This window comes from Halobacillus campisalis, from assembly GCF_030345335.1.
GTDB classification, from domain to species: domain Bacteria; phylum Bacillota; class Bacilli; order Bacillales; family Halobacillaceae; genus Halobacillus_A; species Halobacillus_A campisalis.
This window is the reverse complement of sequence record NZ_JAPVRC010000005.1, coordinates 49,026-65,415: the sequence shown is the minus strand read 5'-3', so window position 1 is coordinate 65,415 and position 16,390 is coordinate 49,026. Positions and strand designations below refer to the sequence as shown.

Below are 16,390 nucleotides of genomic sequence, written 5' to 3'. Positions count from 1 at the left end.
AGGATAATTTACATATGAAAATAAAGATGCTCAGCCTCCTGCTGATCACCGCCGCCACACTGACCGCCTGTAACAATGACGAAGAAGACGCAGAAACCCAGGAAGAACGCACCACACCCGTTGAAGTCGCCGAAATATCCGAAGGTGACTTCATCGTTGATCGAAAAATAGCTGGGAGGGCTGCGGCAGATGAGCCCACTCCCGTCCTTCCGAGCGCGCCCGGTGAGTTAGTTACGTTAAACGTAGCCAAGGGAGACCGTGTCGTTGAAGGGGAGACGATCGGCGTCGTCACCCCGGCGACCGAAGGAAGCCAGGTCGAACTGCAGGAGATTGCCGTCCGCCAGGCAGAATCCCAGCTTGATGATGCACAGACTCAGTATGACCAGGCCTTAGAAGGCGTAGAGAACGCGGAAGAACAAGTCGATACCGCCCGTGAAGCCTCAAGCTCTCAAGTTGATCAGACGATTTCAGCAGCGGAGTCTCAATTCGAATCCGCTCAGCAGCTGGCTGAGGAAACTCAAAGTCTTTTTGATGAAGGGATCATTCCTGCATCACTTAACAAACAAGCGCAAGGCCGCGCCGATCAGGCAGAAAGTCAACTTAATCAAGCGACCGACCAAGGCGGCATGTCCTCCTCTGCGGTAGCTGAAGCAGAAGCACAGTTACGTCAGGCGGAACAAGGGCTGACCCAGGCCGAATCCGCTGTTGAACAAGCCGAACTTGGTTTGGAACAAGCCCAGATCCAGCTTGAAGACGCCCGGGAAGCGTCTGAAAACGAAGCCGTCATGGCCGATGAAGCGGGAGAAATCGCTTCTGTCAATGCCAGTGAAGGCGATAACGTGTCGAATCAGGAGCCGTTTGCGACGATCGTCAGCTTAAATCCGATGACGATTACAGCTTCCGTGACGGACGCCCAGCTGTCTCTTTTTGAAGAAGGAGAAGAGCTCGAAGTCGAAATTCCGACAATCGAAGAAACGGTAACAGCGACGATCGATTACGTACCGTCTGTCCCGGGGGATACGAACCTGTACGTGGTTGAAGCAACTGTTGATAATGAAGAAGAAAATATTAAGCCAGGCATGATGGCTTCTTTCCTATTGCCGGAGACGATCGTTGAGGATAGTTTGATCGTGCCGAGTAATGCCGTCGTTGAACAAGGATCCGAAACGTACGTTTACCAGCTTGCCGGTGAAGAAGGCGAAGAAGTGGAACGCGTGGATATAGAAATCCTCGAAGCTCAGACGGATCGGACCGCGATCAGCGGAGACCTTGAGAGCGATGCGGAAGTGGTGACGAGTGGACAGCTCACCCTTACAGACGGAGCGAAGGTCGAAGTCATGAAGGAGGACGAATAAGTGAAGCTCGTCAACCTTTCCGTTAAACGCCCCGTCGGCGTCATCATGGTCGTTGCGGCGATTCTCGCGCTCGGCTTTGTTTCGCTGCGGTCGTTAACGATCGATCTTTATCCAGAAATAGATTTACCAGTAGCCGTCGTTTCGACGAGTTACGAAGAAGCAGCCCCGCAGGAAGTAGAACGGCTCGTCAGTCAGCCTGTCGAATCGTCCGTCAGCGCCATTGAAGGCCTTGAAGTCCTGCAATCCCAGTCTCAGCCCGGCGCCTCGCTGATTTTCATGCAGTTCAGCACCGGCACTGATCTTGATAGTACCTTGCTTGAAGTGCGGGAAAGCGTCGATCAGGTGACGGAAGCTCTGCCTGAAGGAGCTGGCGAGCCGAGCGTGCTGCGCTTCGACCCCCAGCAGCTTCCCATTATGACGATCGGGTTATCCGGTGATTCACCCGCTGAATTGCAGCGCGTAGCAGAAGATCAGCTCATCCCGGAAATTGAACGTCAGGAAGGCGTAGCTTCCGTCGATGTCGAAGGTGGAGAAACACGTCAGGTCGAAGTTCTGATTAATCGCGCCCAAATGGCCGAATATGAACTCGACACCCAGACGATCATCCAGACGATCAACGCCTCGAACCAGGCCGCTTCTGCCGGCTCGGTCAATAAAGGCGATCAGGAAGTGCAGCTGCGGATCGACGGGGAATTCGAATCGATGCAGGATATCGAAGACACGATCATCCAGTCGCCATCGGGAGCCCGCGTTACACTTGATCAAATCGCTGATATCGAAGAAACATACAATTCGAGCACCGTCTCCGAAGTGAACGGAGAGGCGTCCGTCGCCTTATCGATCTTGAAAAAAACCGACGCCAACACGGTGGAAACCGCCAATAACGTCCGTGACGCTATGAGCGAAGTTCAAGGCGATCTGCCTGAAGGTACGAATGCGGACGTCATTCTGGATACGAGTGAATTCATCCAGGTATCAATCAACAGTGTCGTTCTGAACATCATTATCGGAGGAATCATTTCCGTAGGGATTCTTCTCCTGTTTTTAAAAAGTATTCGTGCCACGCTCGTTATCGGGATTTCGATGCCGATCGCGATTATTTCCACGTTTACACTCATGTATTTCACCGGTGAAACGCTGAACGTCCTTACGATGGGCGGACTTGCGTTAGGTATCGGGATGATGGTCGACAGTTCGATCGTCATATTAGAAAATATCGTCAACTACCGGAACCGCGGCTATTCGATGAAGGAGTCCGCCATTAAAGGTGCCTCGGAGCTCGCGCCGGCTGTAATCGCCTCGGCGACGACAACATTAGTCGTTTTCCTGCCGATCATATTCGTGGAAGGCATCGCGTCCGAGCTGTTCACGCCGCTTGCGCTCACGATATCCTTTGCGTTGATCGCAGCACTTGCCGTATCGGTGACGCTTATTCCGATGCTGTCGTCTAAACTATTGACGAAACCACTTCAGATGAGCGGCCGCCGCTACTGGTTCGACCGCTTTTTAGCCAAAGTGAATGACAAATACCAGGGCTTGCTCCGCCGCGTATTGAAGTGGAGAAAGTTGACGATCGCCCTGACGCTCGCCGCCATCATCGGCAGCGTCGCGCTGATCCCGAACATCGGCACCGAATTCATCCCGGCCTCAGACCAGGGACAAATTGAAATCGACGTCGAAATGCCAGCCGCCACCTCACAGGAAGGCACTCAAGGTACGACCGCCCTCATCGATGAACGTTTGGAAAACTTCAGCGATGACATCGAAGTCAGCTACCTGACGATCGGAGGCGGAGAATTCGGGGGAGATGTCGGAGGCGGCACCGCCGACAATGCCTCTTACACCATCCAGCTGGTCGACCCGGATGACCGGGAGAACACCACCCAGGATGTGATGAAGCAGATTGATGAAGAGTTAAGCCAGGTACCCGGAGCTGAAATCGCCGTGACGGAGCTTGATGCCGGTTTAGGCACAGGCGCACCGCTGCAAATTCAGCTGAACGGGACTGAATACGAAGTGCTTGATGAACTGGCCGAGCAAGTGACGTACGTCATGGAAGACGTGGAAGGCGTAAGCGAACCGACGTCTTCCACGGAAGAAGGACGTCCCGAAATGCAGATCAATGTCGATCGTGATAAAGCTGCACAGTACGGCATGAGCGATCAAGAAGTGATCACCCAGGTACAGACAGCCTTCACCGGCCAGGTCGCGACACGATACCGCGAAGCCAGTGAAGAAATCAACGTTCAATTGATTTTGCCTGAAGAAGAACGCCAAACGATTTCTGACCTTGAGAACATGTCGCTGCAGACACCAAACGGCGAAGTCATTCCGCTCGCAACAATCGCCGACCTTGAACAAGTGCAGGGACCGGTCAACTTACTGCGTGAGGATCAGCAGCCGCAAGTCAACGTCGAAGCGGAAGTTCTCGACCGCGACCTCGGAAGTACGACCGAAGACGTCCGCGCCGCGCTTGAAACGCTTAATTTCCCAGAAGGATACACCTATGAAATTGGCGGCCAGGCGCAGGATATGGAAGAAGCGTTCGGAGATTTAGGTCTTGCGCTCATCTTCTCGATCTTCCTCGTGTACGCGGTCATGGCGATCCAGTTTGAGAACTTCCTGTTCCCATTCATCATCATGTTCTCGCTGCCCGCAACGATTGTCGGCATCTCGACCGGACTATTCGTCACCGGCATGCCGTTCAGTTTACCGGCGTTTGTCGGGATCATCATGCTCGCCGGGATCGTCGTCAACAACGCCATCGTGCTCGTTGACTATATCAACATTTTACGAAGAAGAGGATACGACCGGACCGAAGCGATTCTTGAAGCCGGCCCGAACCGACTGCGTCCGATCCTGATGACGACATTTACGACCGTCCTTGCGATGGTACCGCTCGCCATCGGCATTGGCCAGGGCGCCGAAGCCCAGCAGCCGCTCGCCGTTACGATCATATTCGGCCTGTCGATCTCAAGCTTCTTCACCTTGACCTTGATCCCAGTCGTCTATACGTATTTTGACGACTTGTCGAATAAAATTACCGGATTTTTCCGCAGAAGACGCGACAAAGCCTGATCCAATTACCCCCTGCCGACCGTGGCAGGGGGTTTTTAATATTCAGCAATTAAAAGTTGTTGTTTGGAAGACTTGCTTCTGAGATAAACTGGGTTCGTTGCTAGGTTGACAGTCAGATGTGGTTGGGAAACGAACCCTATATACAGAAGGGGCTTTTACCATATCCTTGTTCGGGGAGAATATAGAGCTCTATAGCAAGGTTTTTAACATGAGATACTTGTTGTGAGAATCAGCTAACGTAAATGTTTGCTTTTACTTGAAGTGGTTTCGAGATACTGATTAAGCAGAGGGGCGGAAGGAAACGGTGAGACTCCTGTGGGATGAGCGGGACAGGTGAGACCCCACAGAGCGAAGCTCGAGGAGGCTCAGCGCCCGCCCCACGGAAAGCGAATCGTTTCCTGCAGCTCCTAAACTCCGACTATGTCTCGAAACTGAGTCTTCAAAAATAGGGAGCTTATATGAATATCCAGACGGAAACTTAACAGAGTAAAATAATTAACAGAAACGTAACAATTTTTTTCTAATTATTTCTGCAAAAATGTAGTATCATAGAACATAGATTGTTAGCGAACGAGTGCTATTTGACCAAGAGCAGTACAGGAAGATTAAGGTGCCCTTATTACCCTAAGCTCGGGAAGAAATTACTTTTTTTACAAGTATAACGAACGTCAGCCAAGTACTTGATCCTAGCCTAAATTTACGCATAGGGGACACTTATATGATGAAAAACTTTTTGAAAGACTCACGCACATTCCTTTTATTCTCGCTCGTACTACTCGGCCTGTTCGCCTTTAAAGAAGCCGACGCCCAGCCCGTTGAAGAACGCACCATCATCGAACACTTCGACAGCGACGAGAGTGTCTACATGAAAGAAGAGATCCTTATTCAAAACTAGATATATACTCGACCCTGCATCGCTTTGGCGGCGGAGGGTTTTTTGTGTTACTTTTACGAATCGTGAAGTTCTCCTGTTCCGTTGATTTTTGATAGAGAAAACGGTTCGGGGCAACGACTCGCTTACCGTGGGCATGTGATGAGTCTCCTCAGGCTTCGCCTTCCGGGGTCTCATCTACCCCGCTCATCCCACAGGAGTCTCGCCTTTGACCCGAACCCTTTATGTAATAGAGAGCAACGGAGCCTTCCGGAATTAAATCATTTCTATTTTTTTGAGTACATACATCCAAAGTCATATAGAAGTTGATAGTTGCGTGTTTTCAATTGCGGCGGGTTTTCGAAGTCATCGTAGACAGGCTGAAGTTGGGATTAAATTTGTGAAAGAATCGAGACGATTTTAAAAGTATATCCATTATTTCGATATGCTTATTACAGCAAAGGACGCAGGGGAACGGGGAGACTCCTGCGGGAAAAAAGTGCATGGTGAGATCCCGGAAGGCGCTAGCCTGAGGAAGCTCACCGCGCTCCCGCGGAAAGCGACTCGTTCCCCTGCGTCCTATCCTCTATTAAGGTATCGAAATGTTATTTTTAATCCCTCTCATCTCCGTCAAATCAACAAAATACCACTCCAAAAACAAAAAAATAAAAAAATCCGCAAAAAAAGTGATCCAAACTTTCCGCCCATTCGATAGCTACACAGAATACCAACAAAAACTAAAGGAGAGTGACCGAAACATGAAAACAGCCAAACGAATACTTATAACGATCATGGCCATTATGCTGCTTACCCCATCCCTGGCAATGGCACATGACCACTCAGAACCAACGACAAAAACGCCAGCCTCTGATTTGAGATCAACTCTGGATCAGCTGCTATCGGAACACTTCGCTTTAGCAACAACCGCGATGATGAAGGATTATGATGATGCAGAAGATGCCGAGCAGGCGTATGCTGCACTTGATCAAAATGCGATGGATATGACGCCGGCAGTAGCTTCCGTCTACGGCGATGAGGCAGCCGCTCAATTCGAAGAGATTTTTGTGAACCATAACGATTATTCTCCAGATTTCGTCGAAGCTGCGAAAAGTGGCGACGAAGCGATGCGTGAAGAAGCGGAAGCAGAAGTTGACGAATTCGTAGAGGAATTCGGTGAATTTTTATCAACGGCGACGGAAGGCAATCTTCCAGCTGACGCAGCGAAAGAAGTGCTGGCTGCCCATGAGGAAGATGTGATCAGCACGTTCGATCACTATGTAAATGAAGAATATGAAGAAGCGTATGGTGCGTACCGTGAAGGATTCCACCGTATGTTTGATATTAGTAAAGCTTTATCTACAGCCATTACAACTCAAATGCCTGATCAATTTGAAAATACGAAAGCCGACACACCAGCCGCTGACCTTCGTTCTACGTTGAACAGTCTGGCTTCTGAACACTTTGCGTTAGCTGCTCTTGAAATGCAAAAAGGATATGACCAGGCGTCTGATTACGATTTCGTCACGTGGGCTGAAAATATGCACACAGAAGATTTCAAAGCAGCGATCGCTTCTATTTATGGCGATGAAGGAGCTGCTCAGTTTGAAAAAGTTTGGCAGCAGGATCACATCAATGCACAGTCTGATATCATTACAGCTGCACTAGAAGAAGATGAAGAAGCACGTATGCAAGCCGAAGAAAGCCTGCAAATGTTCGCTGAAGAATTCGGCGCGTTCCTTGGAACATCAACAGAAGGAAATCTTCCAGCTGAAGCCGCGACAGAAGCAGTATGGCAGCATGAAGAACAAGTCCTTGCTACGTTTGACAACTATGTAGCCGGCGATTATGAAGCTGCTTATGAATCGTACCGTGAAGGATATGGCTTCATGTTTGGAATTGGTGAAACATTAGGCGAAGCGATAGTGACGCAAATGCCAGATCAGTTTGCAGGAGAAGAAATGCCTGAAGAAATGCCGAAGACTGGTTTCGGTGGAGCAACTGATGCAGCAAGCACCACGTGGATGTGGGTTGCTTTTGCCGTAACAGCTCTAGCTGGTGCTGGATTCATGATCAGAAAGAATGCTAATCAATAACATGCTACACTAGAAAGAGAAACTTTTTTAAAAAAAGGAGCGAAGGGCAATGAAGTGGAAAATCTATTTTACTGTAGTGGGCTTAGTTGCCCTGCTGCTCACGGCCTATAGTACCGATGTTTTTGCGAACTGGACGAACAGTTCCGAACCTGAAGAAGATACAAGAGGGGAGCTTTCTTCACAGTCGGACGAAAACCTTACTCCTCCTGAGGAAGACGTCCCGCTCGATGAAGAGTTCACCATCTTAAATGATCAGGAAACCTTAGAGAAATTCCAAACCGAAAAGAAAAAAGAAGAAGGCATTACCCCGACACACATCAAGATTCCAAGCATCGACGTGGATGCATCGATTGAACAAGTCGGCATCCTCGATAACGGACAGATGGGTGTGCCACAGGAAATGGAGAAAGTCGGCTGGTTCGAGCCAGGCACGAAACCCGGGGACACCGGGAACTCCGTGTTAGCCGGTCATGTTGATAGTAAGACGGGCCCGGCGGTATTCTTTAAGCTCGATCAATTGGAAGAAGGCGATGACATCATCGTTTCTGATGAAGAGGGCACCGAGCTTACGTATACCGTGAAGCGGATGGAAAGCTATCCGTATACCGATTCACCAATCAATGAGATTTTTGGACCGACCGATCAAAAAAATCTCAACCTGATCACATGCACCGGAACCTTCAACCGTGAAGCCGGCACCCACGATGAACGTCTCGTCGTCTATACTGAACTCGTCGAACCTGAACAGCCGGAAGAGGAAGAAGAACAGGAGCTTGATATCCAGGCACCGACAAACGTTGAAGTAAGCGGCACGTTCATCACCTGGCACGCAGTACGCGTAGAAGGCGTTGCCGGCTATCGTGTCTATAAAAGCACAGACGGGGAAAATTACGAAAAAGTCGCAAGCATTTCATCCCACGAACGCAAATCGTTCACGGATGAAGAAGCGGCCGATCACTCGTATTATGTAACGACGGTGTATCTTGATGGGACGGAGTCGGATCCTTCCAAGGTTGCGCCTGAATAGTCGAATAATGAGATTGACTGAGCAGTTCCGTAAGTTGCGGAGCTGCATTTTTTTGTCTGAAAAAATCGAAAAAAATAATAAAATTCACAAAAAAAGAGGTTTAATTTTAAAAAGTTTTAAAAATAAATTGAAAGAAAATTCAAAAATATTGTTGACTTCCCTGATAAGTACCGGTAGTATAAAGGAAACTTTGTTATAACAAAGTATTCAAATATTATCATTTATGAGGTGATCTTCATCAAAAAGAAATTGAATGAAGAAATATTCAATGACTTATACAACAAAATCAAAAGCAATTTCTACTCTGTGGGGGATGTTCTTCCAACGGAGGCTGAACTGCAAAATATTTATGGCGTTAGTCGTGCTCCGGTCAGGCAGGCTTTAGCCAAGTTAAAAACAGAAGGATTTATTACAGGGAAGCCGGGCATTGGAACGATAGTCGCGGAGAATTCGGTGTCGGCCCCGTGGATGCCGATGGGGGGATTCAGTTCTCAGTTTAGAAATACGGCGGGAGATCTTACGTGTAAGACGCTGGATGTATCGAAGGTCATCGCAGATAAGGAAATTACGGATATTTTCAAATTGGAAGAAGATTCGTCCTTAATAAAAGTTTCACGTCTTAGGAAAGAGAAGGATAAGCCGATCTTCATTTTAAATTCTTATTACAATGATGTGGATATCAATAAGATCAAAGAAGCGGGAGACATTTTGTATATGCGTCAGTTCGCATCTGAGGTGCTGGGCATTAATTTTGAATATGTAAAAGAGGAGATAAAGGCTGCGGTGGCAGATTCACATCTCAGTTCTATATTAGAAGTAAGAGAGGGTGCTCCTTTGCTGAAAATCAACCGGGTGTCCTATGACAGCGATTATAATCCGGTAGAGTATGTTGAGTATTATGTGGATACGGAGCAGTGGCCGTACACGGTGGTCTTTTCGAAAGATGGGCATGAGTTTGAATATTGAGGGGGTTTTACGAAAAAAGTATGAAACTAAAGTTGAGAAAGGAGGAATGAAATGAAAAAGCGTAAGGATTTGGCGAAGTATTTGAGGTATGTGACAGCTTTCTTACTATTTGGAATTGTATTTGTTACCATTCTTCAAGTTTTTTTCCGATTTGTATTGGATAGTCCATTAACGTGGACGGACGAGTTAGGGCGGTTCCTGTTAGTATGGGTGGTATTTCTAGGAGTCGGAGTGGTATCGCTGGACGATCGGCACTTGGCGGTCAATATGCTTCAAGAGTATATGCCGCCCATTGTCCAACTCATTACATCATTCATCATACGTGCAGTCATTATTGTGTTTTTAGTTATTGTGATTTATAGCTCGCAGGAAGTGATAGCTGCTGCGCACTCGAATACGACGGGTGCACTCGATATCCCGTACTCGTGGTGGCGTATTGCAGCACCGGTGGGATCAGGATTAATGATAATTTTCACAATTATTCGAAGTGTTTATGACTTCCTGGATTTTAGAAATGGGGTTTACCAGACTAACAGTACGACTGAAGAGGAGGTGAAGGAATGATTTTTACAGTATTACTGGTCATGATTTTACTTATATTAGTTGGCGTGCCTGTCGCGTTCTCGTTGGGCATTGCTTCAATGGTTTACTTGATTGCTGAAGGTGTTGACCTGGGAATGGTAGCACAGAGTATGGTCCGAGGTGTTGATTCATTTACACTGCTTGCCGTTCCGTTTTTCCTGCTTTTGGGGGAACTGATGAATTCAGGAGGGATTACGAATCGGATTATTGACGTAGCGAGAGTTTTTGTCGGTCACATTAAAGGTGGACTGGCTCAGGTGAATATCCTTGCAAGTGTTCTTTTTTCAGGTATATCTGGTTCAGCTACTGCCGACACCGTTGCCTTAGGATCTGTGCTTATCCCGTCTATGGAAAGAGAGGGATATGACAAAAAGTTTGCAGCTGCGATTACTGCGGCATCATCAATTGTCGGACCAATTATTCCCCCGAGTATAACGTTAATCATTTTTGGGATCGTCACGCAGCAACCGATTGGTCCACTGCTGATAGCAGGGATCATACCTGGGGCATTACTAGCTTTGTCTCTGATGGTCTACACATATTTTATTGCAACCAAAAGAGGTTATCCCAGTTATAAGCGGGCAACCGTTAGACAAGCAGGCTCCGCTCTATCATCAGGATTTTTAGCCTTATTGTTACCTGTTATTATCGTTGTGGGTATTGTCAGCGGGGTGTTTACACCAACTGAATCCGCTGCTATTGCAGTATTATATGCAATTTTAATCACATTTTTCTACTATAAAAATGTGAATTTGAAATCATTTGGCGGGATATTAAAAAGAACAAGCTTTGATACAGCAAACATCTTGTTTACTTTAGCAGCCGCAACCGTGTTTGCTTGGGTGGTAACACGGTCAAGGATCTCTGTGACGTTAGGTGATTTTATTTTAGGCATATCGACTAATGAACATGTGATTCTAGCGATGCTTGTTGTTTTCTTACTTCTAATTGGTTTGTTTATGCTTCCATCTGAGGGAATTATCGTATTTGCACCCATTTTAACGCCAATTGTAATGCAAGTAGGCGTTGATCCCATTCACTTTGGGGTGCTGATGGTCATCACGCTTACTATCGGTGGAGCAACGCCGCCGGTTGGAATTTTGTTATACATTGTTGCGGACATTGCCAAGCTTAAATATACGGCGCTGGTTAAAGAGATGCTGCCTATGTACGCACCATTAATAGTTACGGCGTTTGTCATTGCTTTTTTCCCACAGTTGACGCTCGTTATCGTCGATCTGTTCTTCTAACCTAAATGAAGGCGTCATGAATGACTGCTGCTTGAGCAACCTCTACAAAGACCTTAAGCAGCCAGGGATTTATACATCAATAACTCTTTTATCATTTTACCATAGCAGCCAATAATTAACAAACAAATTAATCCTATTAACGTTAAGGAAAGACAACTTTATTACACAAGGAGAATTTCAGTGAATACAAACAAACATGCGATTCATCATATGACTTGGAAAGAAGCACAGAAAGTTTATAAAAAAGATCCAGTAGTAATTGTACCTCTTGGCTCCATGGAAGAGCACGGGCCGCACTCGATTACAGGAGACTACTTAGCGGCAACCGCTATTGCGAAACGTGTTGCTGAGCAGTCCGATGCCGTATATATTCCAACCATTCCTTTCGGTAATTCAGAGTATTTCCGAGGGTATCCGGGAACGATCTCTCTTTCACAAGAAACGGTCATCAGTATATTAGAGGATATTTTCAGAAGCTTGATTGAACACGGCATTACAAGAATTCTTGTGTTCAACGGACACGCTGGTAATGCGCCGGCTGTTGAACAGGTGGCGCGTAAAGTGAGGCGGGAAGATCAGACGATGATCGCATCGGTTAATCTTTGGCAGGCGGTCCAGCCCGGTAAGAAAAAAGAACTTTATGGCGAGCGGGATCCGTCAGGTCACGGAGGTGAACCTCTGACCTCTATCATGCATTATTTATATCCAGATGACATGCGCATGGATCTTTTGGGTGATTGGGAAGAGAAGGAGCAGTGGAATGACTTTACGATTAAGAATATGAAGGAAGTGCAAGTTGGGGAGTCGAGTGCGAACCTCTACTTTAATATCGAAGAGGTTTCTCCAGAAGGGATATTAGGTAATCCTACTCAGTCTTCGGCAGAGAAAGGCGAGAAGATTGTTGACCATATTACCCAAATGGGAGTTACGTTAGTAGAGAAGCTCAATGATTCAAATATGAAGCTTTAATCGTATCTTTAATTTAAAGGAGGTGACGAGCGGAAGTTTGAAGAGCAGCCATGTCATTATGTCAGATTCATAAATTAATATAAAAGGAGTTTTTACTTATGAGAAAGTTTTTATTGGCGTCAGGTTTGAGTGGTCTGTTGTTAGTAGCTTCTGCTTGTTCCGGAAGCGGGGATGAAGGCTCTGGGGATTCCTCAGACGGAGGAGACGGCGGAGAAACAAGTGAAACTTTTGAAATTACTTACAGCACGTGGGCAAACGAGGGTGAACCAGCTTACCAGGGGATGGAAGAATTTAAAAAGATCGTTGAAGAAGAAACTGATGGGAACGTGACGGTTGAGCTTTTTCCAGGAAATGAATTAGGTTCAACTGCTGAGCAGATGGAGCAGGTGAAAACGAACACGATTCAGATGATGTCTAGTGGTGATCCAGGGATGGACGAGATTGAATACTTGTCGCTGCCGTATTTGATGAAATCAAACGAACATTGGAGTCATGTTTTAGCATCTGACATTGGTGAAGAATGGAACGAGCAATTAGTAAGCGAGGAAGGCGTACAAAACATTGCGATTTTACCAAGAGGACCTCGTGTTGTTTCAGCTAACGATCCAATTGAAACCCCAGAGGATATGAAGGGTTTAAAAATTCGTGCTCCAGAAGTAGATTACTATATCGAGACGTTTGACGCGTTAGGTGCAAGTCCAACACCGATGGACTTTGGTGAATTGTACAATGGCCTGCAAACAGGAGTAGTAGATGCACAGGAGAATCCATTAGAGACCATTTATGCATCAGGTTTCCAAGAGGTACAGGATTATATAATCAACACGAATCACATGTTCAAGCCTGCTTTTGTTACTGTTAATGATGAGTTTTTACAAAGCTTGCCTGAAGATTATAGAGAGACCGTAATGGACGCTGCTACAAAAGGCGAAGAGTATGCGAAAGAGCAGCTTGATGCGAGCGCAGAAGAGATGCGTACAGAAATAGAGGATAGTGGAGTTGAATTTATAGATCCAGATGTTGAAGCATTCAAAGAAGCAACCCAATCTGTGCGTGATGAGATGGGGACAGAAATCTGGGGCGAAGATTTATATGAACAAATTACAGAGATGGGTCAAGAAGACTTATAAACTTTAAAAGGTTATGTGGGGTGCTTGCTGCACCCTTCATAATCTTTACTTTTATAGAAGGAGAATGGGCATGGACATAAAAGGAATTGTAGCTGAAATTAACTCAGAACTGATTGAGGTCAGACGCCATTTGCATCGCAATCCGGAGCTTAGTATGAACGAATTTAAGACAACTGAATTTGTGATGGACTATTTGAAAGACACGAGTATCGATTTAAAAGTCATGAAGGGTGGTGTTGGAGTTATTGGGGTGCTTCGTGGGGCTAAAGATGGAAAAACCCTGGCCCTGCGAGGAGATCTTGATGCGTTGCCGATTCATGAGAAAACAGGTTTGGAGTTCAGTTCGGATGTTGATGGGGTCATGCATGCTTGCGGACATGACTTACATACAACGGTTTTACTCGGGACAGCTATTGTACTTGACCGCATGAAGAATGACTTATCTGGTCAGGTTAAATTCATCTTTCAACCTGGAGAAGAAGTGATGGAAGGGGCGAAATTTGCTATTGAGAATGGCGCTTTGCATGATGAACCAAAAGTAGATAACATCGTTTGCCTTCATACTTGGCCGCTTGTCGATGCGGGAAAAGTCGGCGTACGACACGGACCCATTATGGCGGCAGCCGACAAGTTTACCATTGATGTATACGGAAGCGGCGGGCATGCAGCGCATCCACATATTAGTATTGATCCGATCCCAGTTGCGAGTCAGCTCGTCACGAACTTGCAGTCGATCGTTTCAAGACAATTGTCGCCGTTAAACTCAGCCGTAGTTACCCTTGGGCAGATTAACGGGGGAACAGGTGATAATATCATTGCCGATAAAGTGAGCCTGTCGGGATCCCTTCGGACGCTAGACCCGGACACACGTGAACAAATTAAACAAAGTATCGAACAGATGAGTAAGCATGTAGCAAAAGCCAACAAGACGACTGCAGATGTGACGTTTATGCCTGGAAGTCCCCCTGTCATTAATAATGATGAGATTGTCGATATCTTTTTGAAGTCATCGCAAGAACTGCTCGGTGAGGACGGCGTTCACTATCTGACAGATCCGTCGCTCGGTGGAGAGGACTTTTCCTTTTACTTGGAGGAAGTAGAAGGAATGTTGTTTAGAATTGGCACGCGCAATGATTCAGAGCAGTCAACAAGGTCCCTGCATAACCCGGGGATTGTGTTTGATGAGAAAGCGATTCCGACTGGTGTTATGGCCATGAGTGCATTTGCGGTAGAGTATTTAAGCGGTGAGTAATTTTCGTTACTTTTATGATGCCGATCACTCGTATTATGTAACGACGGTGTATCTTGATGGGACGGAATCGGAGCCTTCGAAACCTTCGAAACCTGCTTCTCTGCAGTAAAGAATTGAAGATAACCTAGTCGTTCCGTGCAGGAGTGCAATATGTGCGCCCTTACACGGAACGACTTTTTTGTATGGAGCTCAATCTCTATTTTAAAAAATGCACCCCCTAAATCCAGGTGATGCATTTTTTTATAATTAACCAATAATCATCGGCTCTTTTGGATAGTGGTATTTGTCTTTACTAGTTCGTCCTCTAATAATAAATAGGAAAGAAAAGATTCCTATTCGTCCGATAAACATCAGCGAAATAATAACTATTTTTCCAGCTAAGTGCAGATCAGCTGTCGCCCCCATCGATAAACCGGTTGTCCCGAATGCTGAGCAAGCCTCAAATGTGAGCGAAAGGAGTGACAATTGAGGTTCGAAATAGTTCAGCAGTATAACCCCTATACCTACAATCATAATGGCTGTATTTATGACAATGAAAGAACGGAAGATATCTTCTGGATCAATTTCGCGCCTGAAAACACGTACACTGCTTTTTCCTCGAGCATAGGCAATCACACTTAAAAGAGTTATGGCGAACGTGGTTGTTCGAATTCCCCCGCCAACACTGCTGGGAGATGCACCAATAAACATAAGCACACATATAACGAGCAAGGTAGGTGCACTGAACTCACTGACATCCATTGTGGCAAGCCCTCCGTTACGAGTGGTAACGGATTGGAACAGGGAATAGAAAAAGGCTTCATGCCACGTTTTCCCCGCAAAAAAATGATCACGGTCTAAAAAATAGATAAGGATGGTACCTACGACAACCAGTGCACCAAAAGTAACGGATGTTAACTTAGCAAATAGTGAAAAATTAATGAAATGCTTTTGTTTCTTTGTCAGGTAATCTTTTACTTCAATAAGTACAGGAAATCCTATGGCTCCAAGAGTGAGTAAGAGCATATTAATAAACTGAACAAAGTAGTCATCTTGAAACATCACAAGCGAAGTCCCGGTTATGTCAAAGCCGGCGTTCGTTGTCGCACTTACGGAGGCAAACATTCCCTGAACAAACGCTTCACCCAGCGTAGGGAAATAACGTGTAAAGTATATGCCTAAAATGAGAGCTCCTAATAGTTCTATAATAATAATGATTAATAAAATCTGCCGGATCAGCTTGACCATGCCTGAAAAAGTAGATTGGTTTTGATCCGTTTTAATCAATTGTCTTCGCTTCAACCCAATCTTTTTCCCCAGCATCAACCAAATAAATGTACCTAGCGTCATAACACCTATCCCTCCAAATTGGAGTATAAACATTAATACAAAATATCCCGGGGTATTGAAGGTGTCTGCAGTTGAAACAACGGTTAACCCTGTGACACTAACAGCACTGACAGCAGTAAACAGGGTATCGATGAAACTTAAGTGGACGCCTTCTCTATGTAAAAAAGGAAAACTGATAAGCAATGTCGAGATCAAAACGGCTGAAAAATAAAATAAAACAATAACTTGAAAGGGTGTAAGCCGGTTAAAAAATCTGTTGAAATTCTCTCTTAAGGAACGGAACATATACGGAACCTCCTTCGCAATCGACAAGTCAATAATTCCAGAGCATACATGGATTTTATAGCTTTTAAGAAGGTTTGACAACTCTATTTTAAAAGGAGCATAAAACATTATAATTATGGTGAATTTTGCCCTCCACTGTTTCATCCCTTGAAATCGTTATTGTTCCATCCATCGAACATTTAGAAGAAAAATCCTTCGCCTGC

The 16,390-nt window shown here is 45.9% G+C and carries 12 protein-coding genes; 11 read left to right on the top strand and 1 reads right to left on the bottom strand.

Going from position 1 to position 16,390, the window contains the following annotated elements:
• The first annotated feature begins 14 nt into the window (after positions 1-14).
• The 11 genes from O2Q26_RS11760 to O2Q26_RS11710 all read left to right on the top strand — a co-directional run bounded on the left by O2Q26_RS11760 (position 15) and on the right by O2Q26_RS11710 (position 14,573).
• The gene (locus tag O2Q26_RS11760; RefSeq protein WP_289216092.1) at positions 15-1,355 is read left to right on the top strand and encodes an efflux RND transporter periplasmic adaptor subunit; all 1,341 of its coding nucleotides are present in this window, start codon (positions 15-17) and stop codon (positions 1,353-1,355) included.
• Positions 1,356-4,433: an efflux RND transporter permease subunit gene (locus tag O2Q26_RS11755; RefSeq protein ID WP_289216091.1), complete on the top strand. Its 3,078-nt coding sequence runs from the start codon at positions 1,356-1,358 to the stop codon at positions 4,431-4,433.
• Between the two features lie 721 nt (positions 4,434-5,154).
• Complete coding sequence (locus O2Q26_RS11750) at positions 5,155-5,328, top strand: hypothetical protein (RefSeq protein ID WP_289216090.1); 174 nt, start codon at positions 5,155-5,157, stop codon at positions 5,326-5,328.
• Between the two features lie 734 nt (positions 5,329-6,062).
• Complete coding sequence (locus O2Q26_RS11745) at positions 6,063-7,397, top strand: copper amine oxidase (protein WP_289216089.1); 1,335 nt, start codon at positions 6,063-6,065, stop codon at positions 7,395-7,397.
• A gap of 49 nt (positions 7,398-7,446) precedes the next feature.
• Positions 7,447-8,424 (top strand): class F sortase, encoded by a 978-nt coding sequence (locus O2Q26_RS11740; protein WP_289216088.1) that lies wholly within the window; start codon positions 7,447-7,449, stop codon positions 8,422-8,424.
• Positions 8,425-8,673: 249 nt separating this feature from the next.
• Positions 8,674-9,390, top strand: a complete 717-nt coding sequence (locus tag O2Q26_RS11735; RefSeq protein ID WP_289216087.1) for a GntR family transcriptional regulator — start codon at positions 8,674-8,676, stop codon at positions 9,388-9,390.
• 51 nt (positions 9,391-9,441) lie between these two features.
• Entirely contained in the window at positions 9,442-9,954 is a 513-nt protein-coding gene (locus O2Q26_RS11730) for a TRAP transporter small permease (RefSeq protein ID WP_289216086.1), read from the top strand.
• On the top strand, positions 9,951-11,222 hold the full coding sequence (locus O2Q26_RS11725; RefSeq protein WP_289216085.1) for a TRAP transporter large permease: 1,272 nt from the start codon (positions 9,951-9,953) through the stop codon (positions 11,220-11,222). Before O2Q26_RS11730 ends, O2Q26_RS11725 begins: the two co-directional genes overlap by 4 nt.
• A gap of 180 nt (positions 11,223-11,402) precedes the next feature.
• Positions 11,403-12,191 (top strand): creatininase family protein, encoded by a 789-nt coding sequence (locus O2Q26_RS11720; protein WP_289216084.1) that lies wholly within the window; start codon positions 11,403-11,405, stop codon positions 12,189-12,191.
• A gap of 98 nt (positions 12,192-12,289) precedes the next feature.
• The gene (locus O2Q26_RS11715) at positions 12,290-13,321 is read left to right on the top strand and encodes a TRAP transporter substrate-binding protein (RefSeq protein ID WP_289216083.1); all 1,032 of its coding nucleotides are present in this window, start codon (positions 12,290-12,292) and stop codon (positions 13,319-13,321) included.
• Between the two features lie 70 nt (positions 13,322-13,391).
• On the top strand, positions 13,392-14,573 hold the full coding sequence (locus O2Q26_RS11710; RefSeq protein ID WP_289216082.1) for a M20 metallopeptidase family protein: 1,182 nt from the start codon (positions 13,392-13,394) through the stop codon (positions 14,571-14,573).
• 246 nt (positions 14,574-14,819) lie between these two features.
• On the opposite strand, the gene O2Q26_RS11705 is transcribed toward O2Q26_RS11710, so the two are convergent.
• Positions 14,820-16,187, bottom strand: coding sequence for a TrkH family potassium uptake protein (locus tag O2Q26_RS11705; protein ID WP_289216081.1), 1,368 nt, complete (start codon positions 16,185-16,187; stop codon positions 14,820-14,822).
• Between the last annotated feature and the right edge of the window lie 203 nt (positions 16,188-16,390).

What these genes read in the sequence shown, in the direction of transcription:
- O2Q26_RS11745 (WP_289216089.1), top strand. Translation starts at nt 6,063, where the DNA reads ATGAAAACAGCCAAACGAATACTTATAACGATCATGGCCATTATGCTG.
- O2Q26_RS11760 (WP_289216092.1), top strand. Translation starts at nt 15, where the DNA reads ATGAAAATAAAGATGCTCAGCCTCCTGCTGATCACCGCCGCCACACTG.
- O2Q26_RS11740 (WP_289216088.1), top strand. Translation starts at nt 7,447, where the DNA reads ATGAAGTGGAAAATCTATTTTACTGTAGTGGGCTTAGTTGCCCTGCTG.
- O2Q26_RS11715 (WP_289216083.1), top strand. Translation starts at nt 12,290, where the DNA reads ATGAGAAAGTTTTTATTGGCGTCAGGTTTGAGTGGTCTGTTGTTAGTA.
- O2Q26_RS11730 (WP_289216086.1), top strand. Translation starts at nt 9,442, where the DNA reads ATGAAAAAGCGTAAGGATTTGGCGAAGTATTTGAGGTATGTGACAGCT.
- O2Q26_RS11725 (WP_289216085.1), top strand. Translation starts at nt 9,951, where the DNA reads ATGATTTTTACAGTATTACTGGTCATGATTTTACTTATATTAGTTGGC.
- O2Q26_RS11710 (WP_289216082.1), top strand. Translation starts at nt 13,392, where the DNA reads ATGGACATAAAAGGAATTGTAGCTGAAATTAACTCAGAACTGATTGAG.
- O2Q26_RS11750 (WP_289216090.1), top strand. Translation starts at nt 5,155, where the DNA reads ATGAAAAACTTTTTGAAAGACTCACGCACATTCCTTTTATTCTCGCTC.
- O2Q26_RS11705 (WP_289216081.1), bottom strand. Translation starts at nt 16,187, where the DNA reads ATGTTCCGTTCCTTAAGAGAGAATTTCAACAGATTTTTTAACCGGCTT.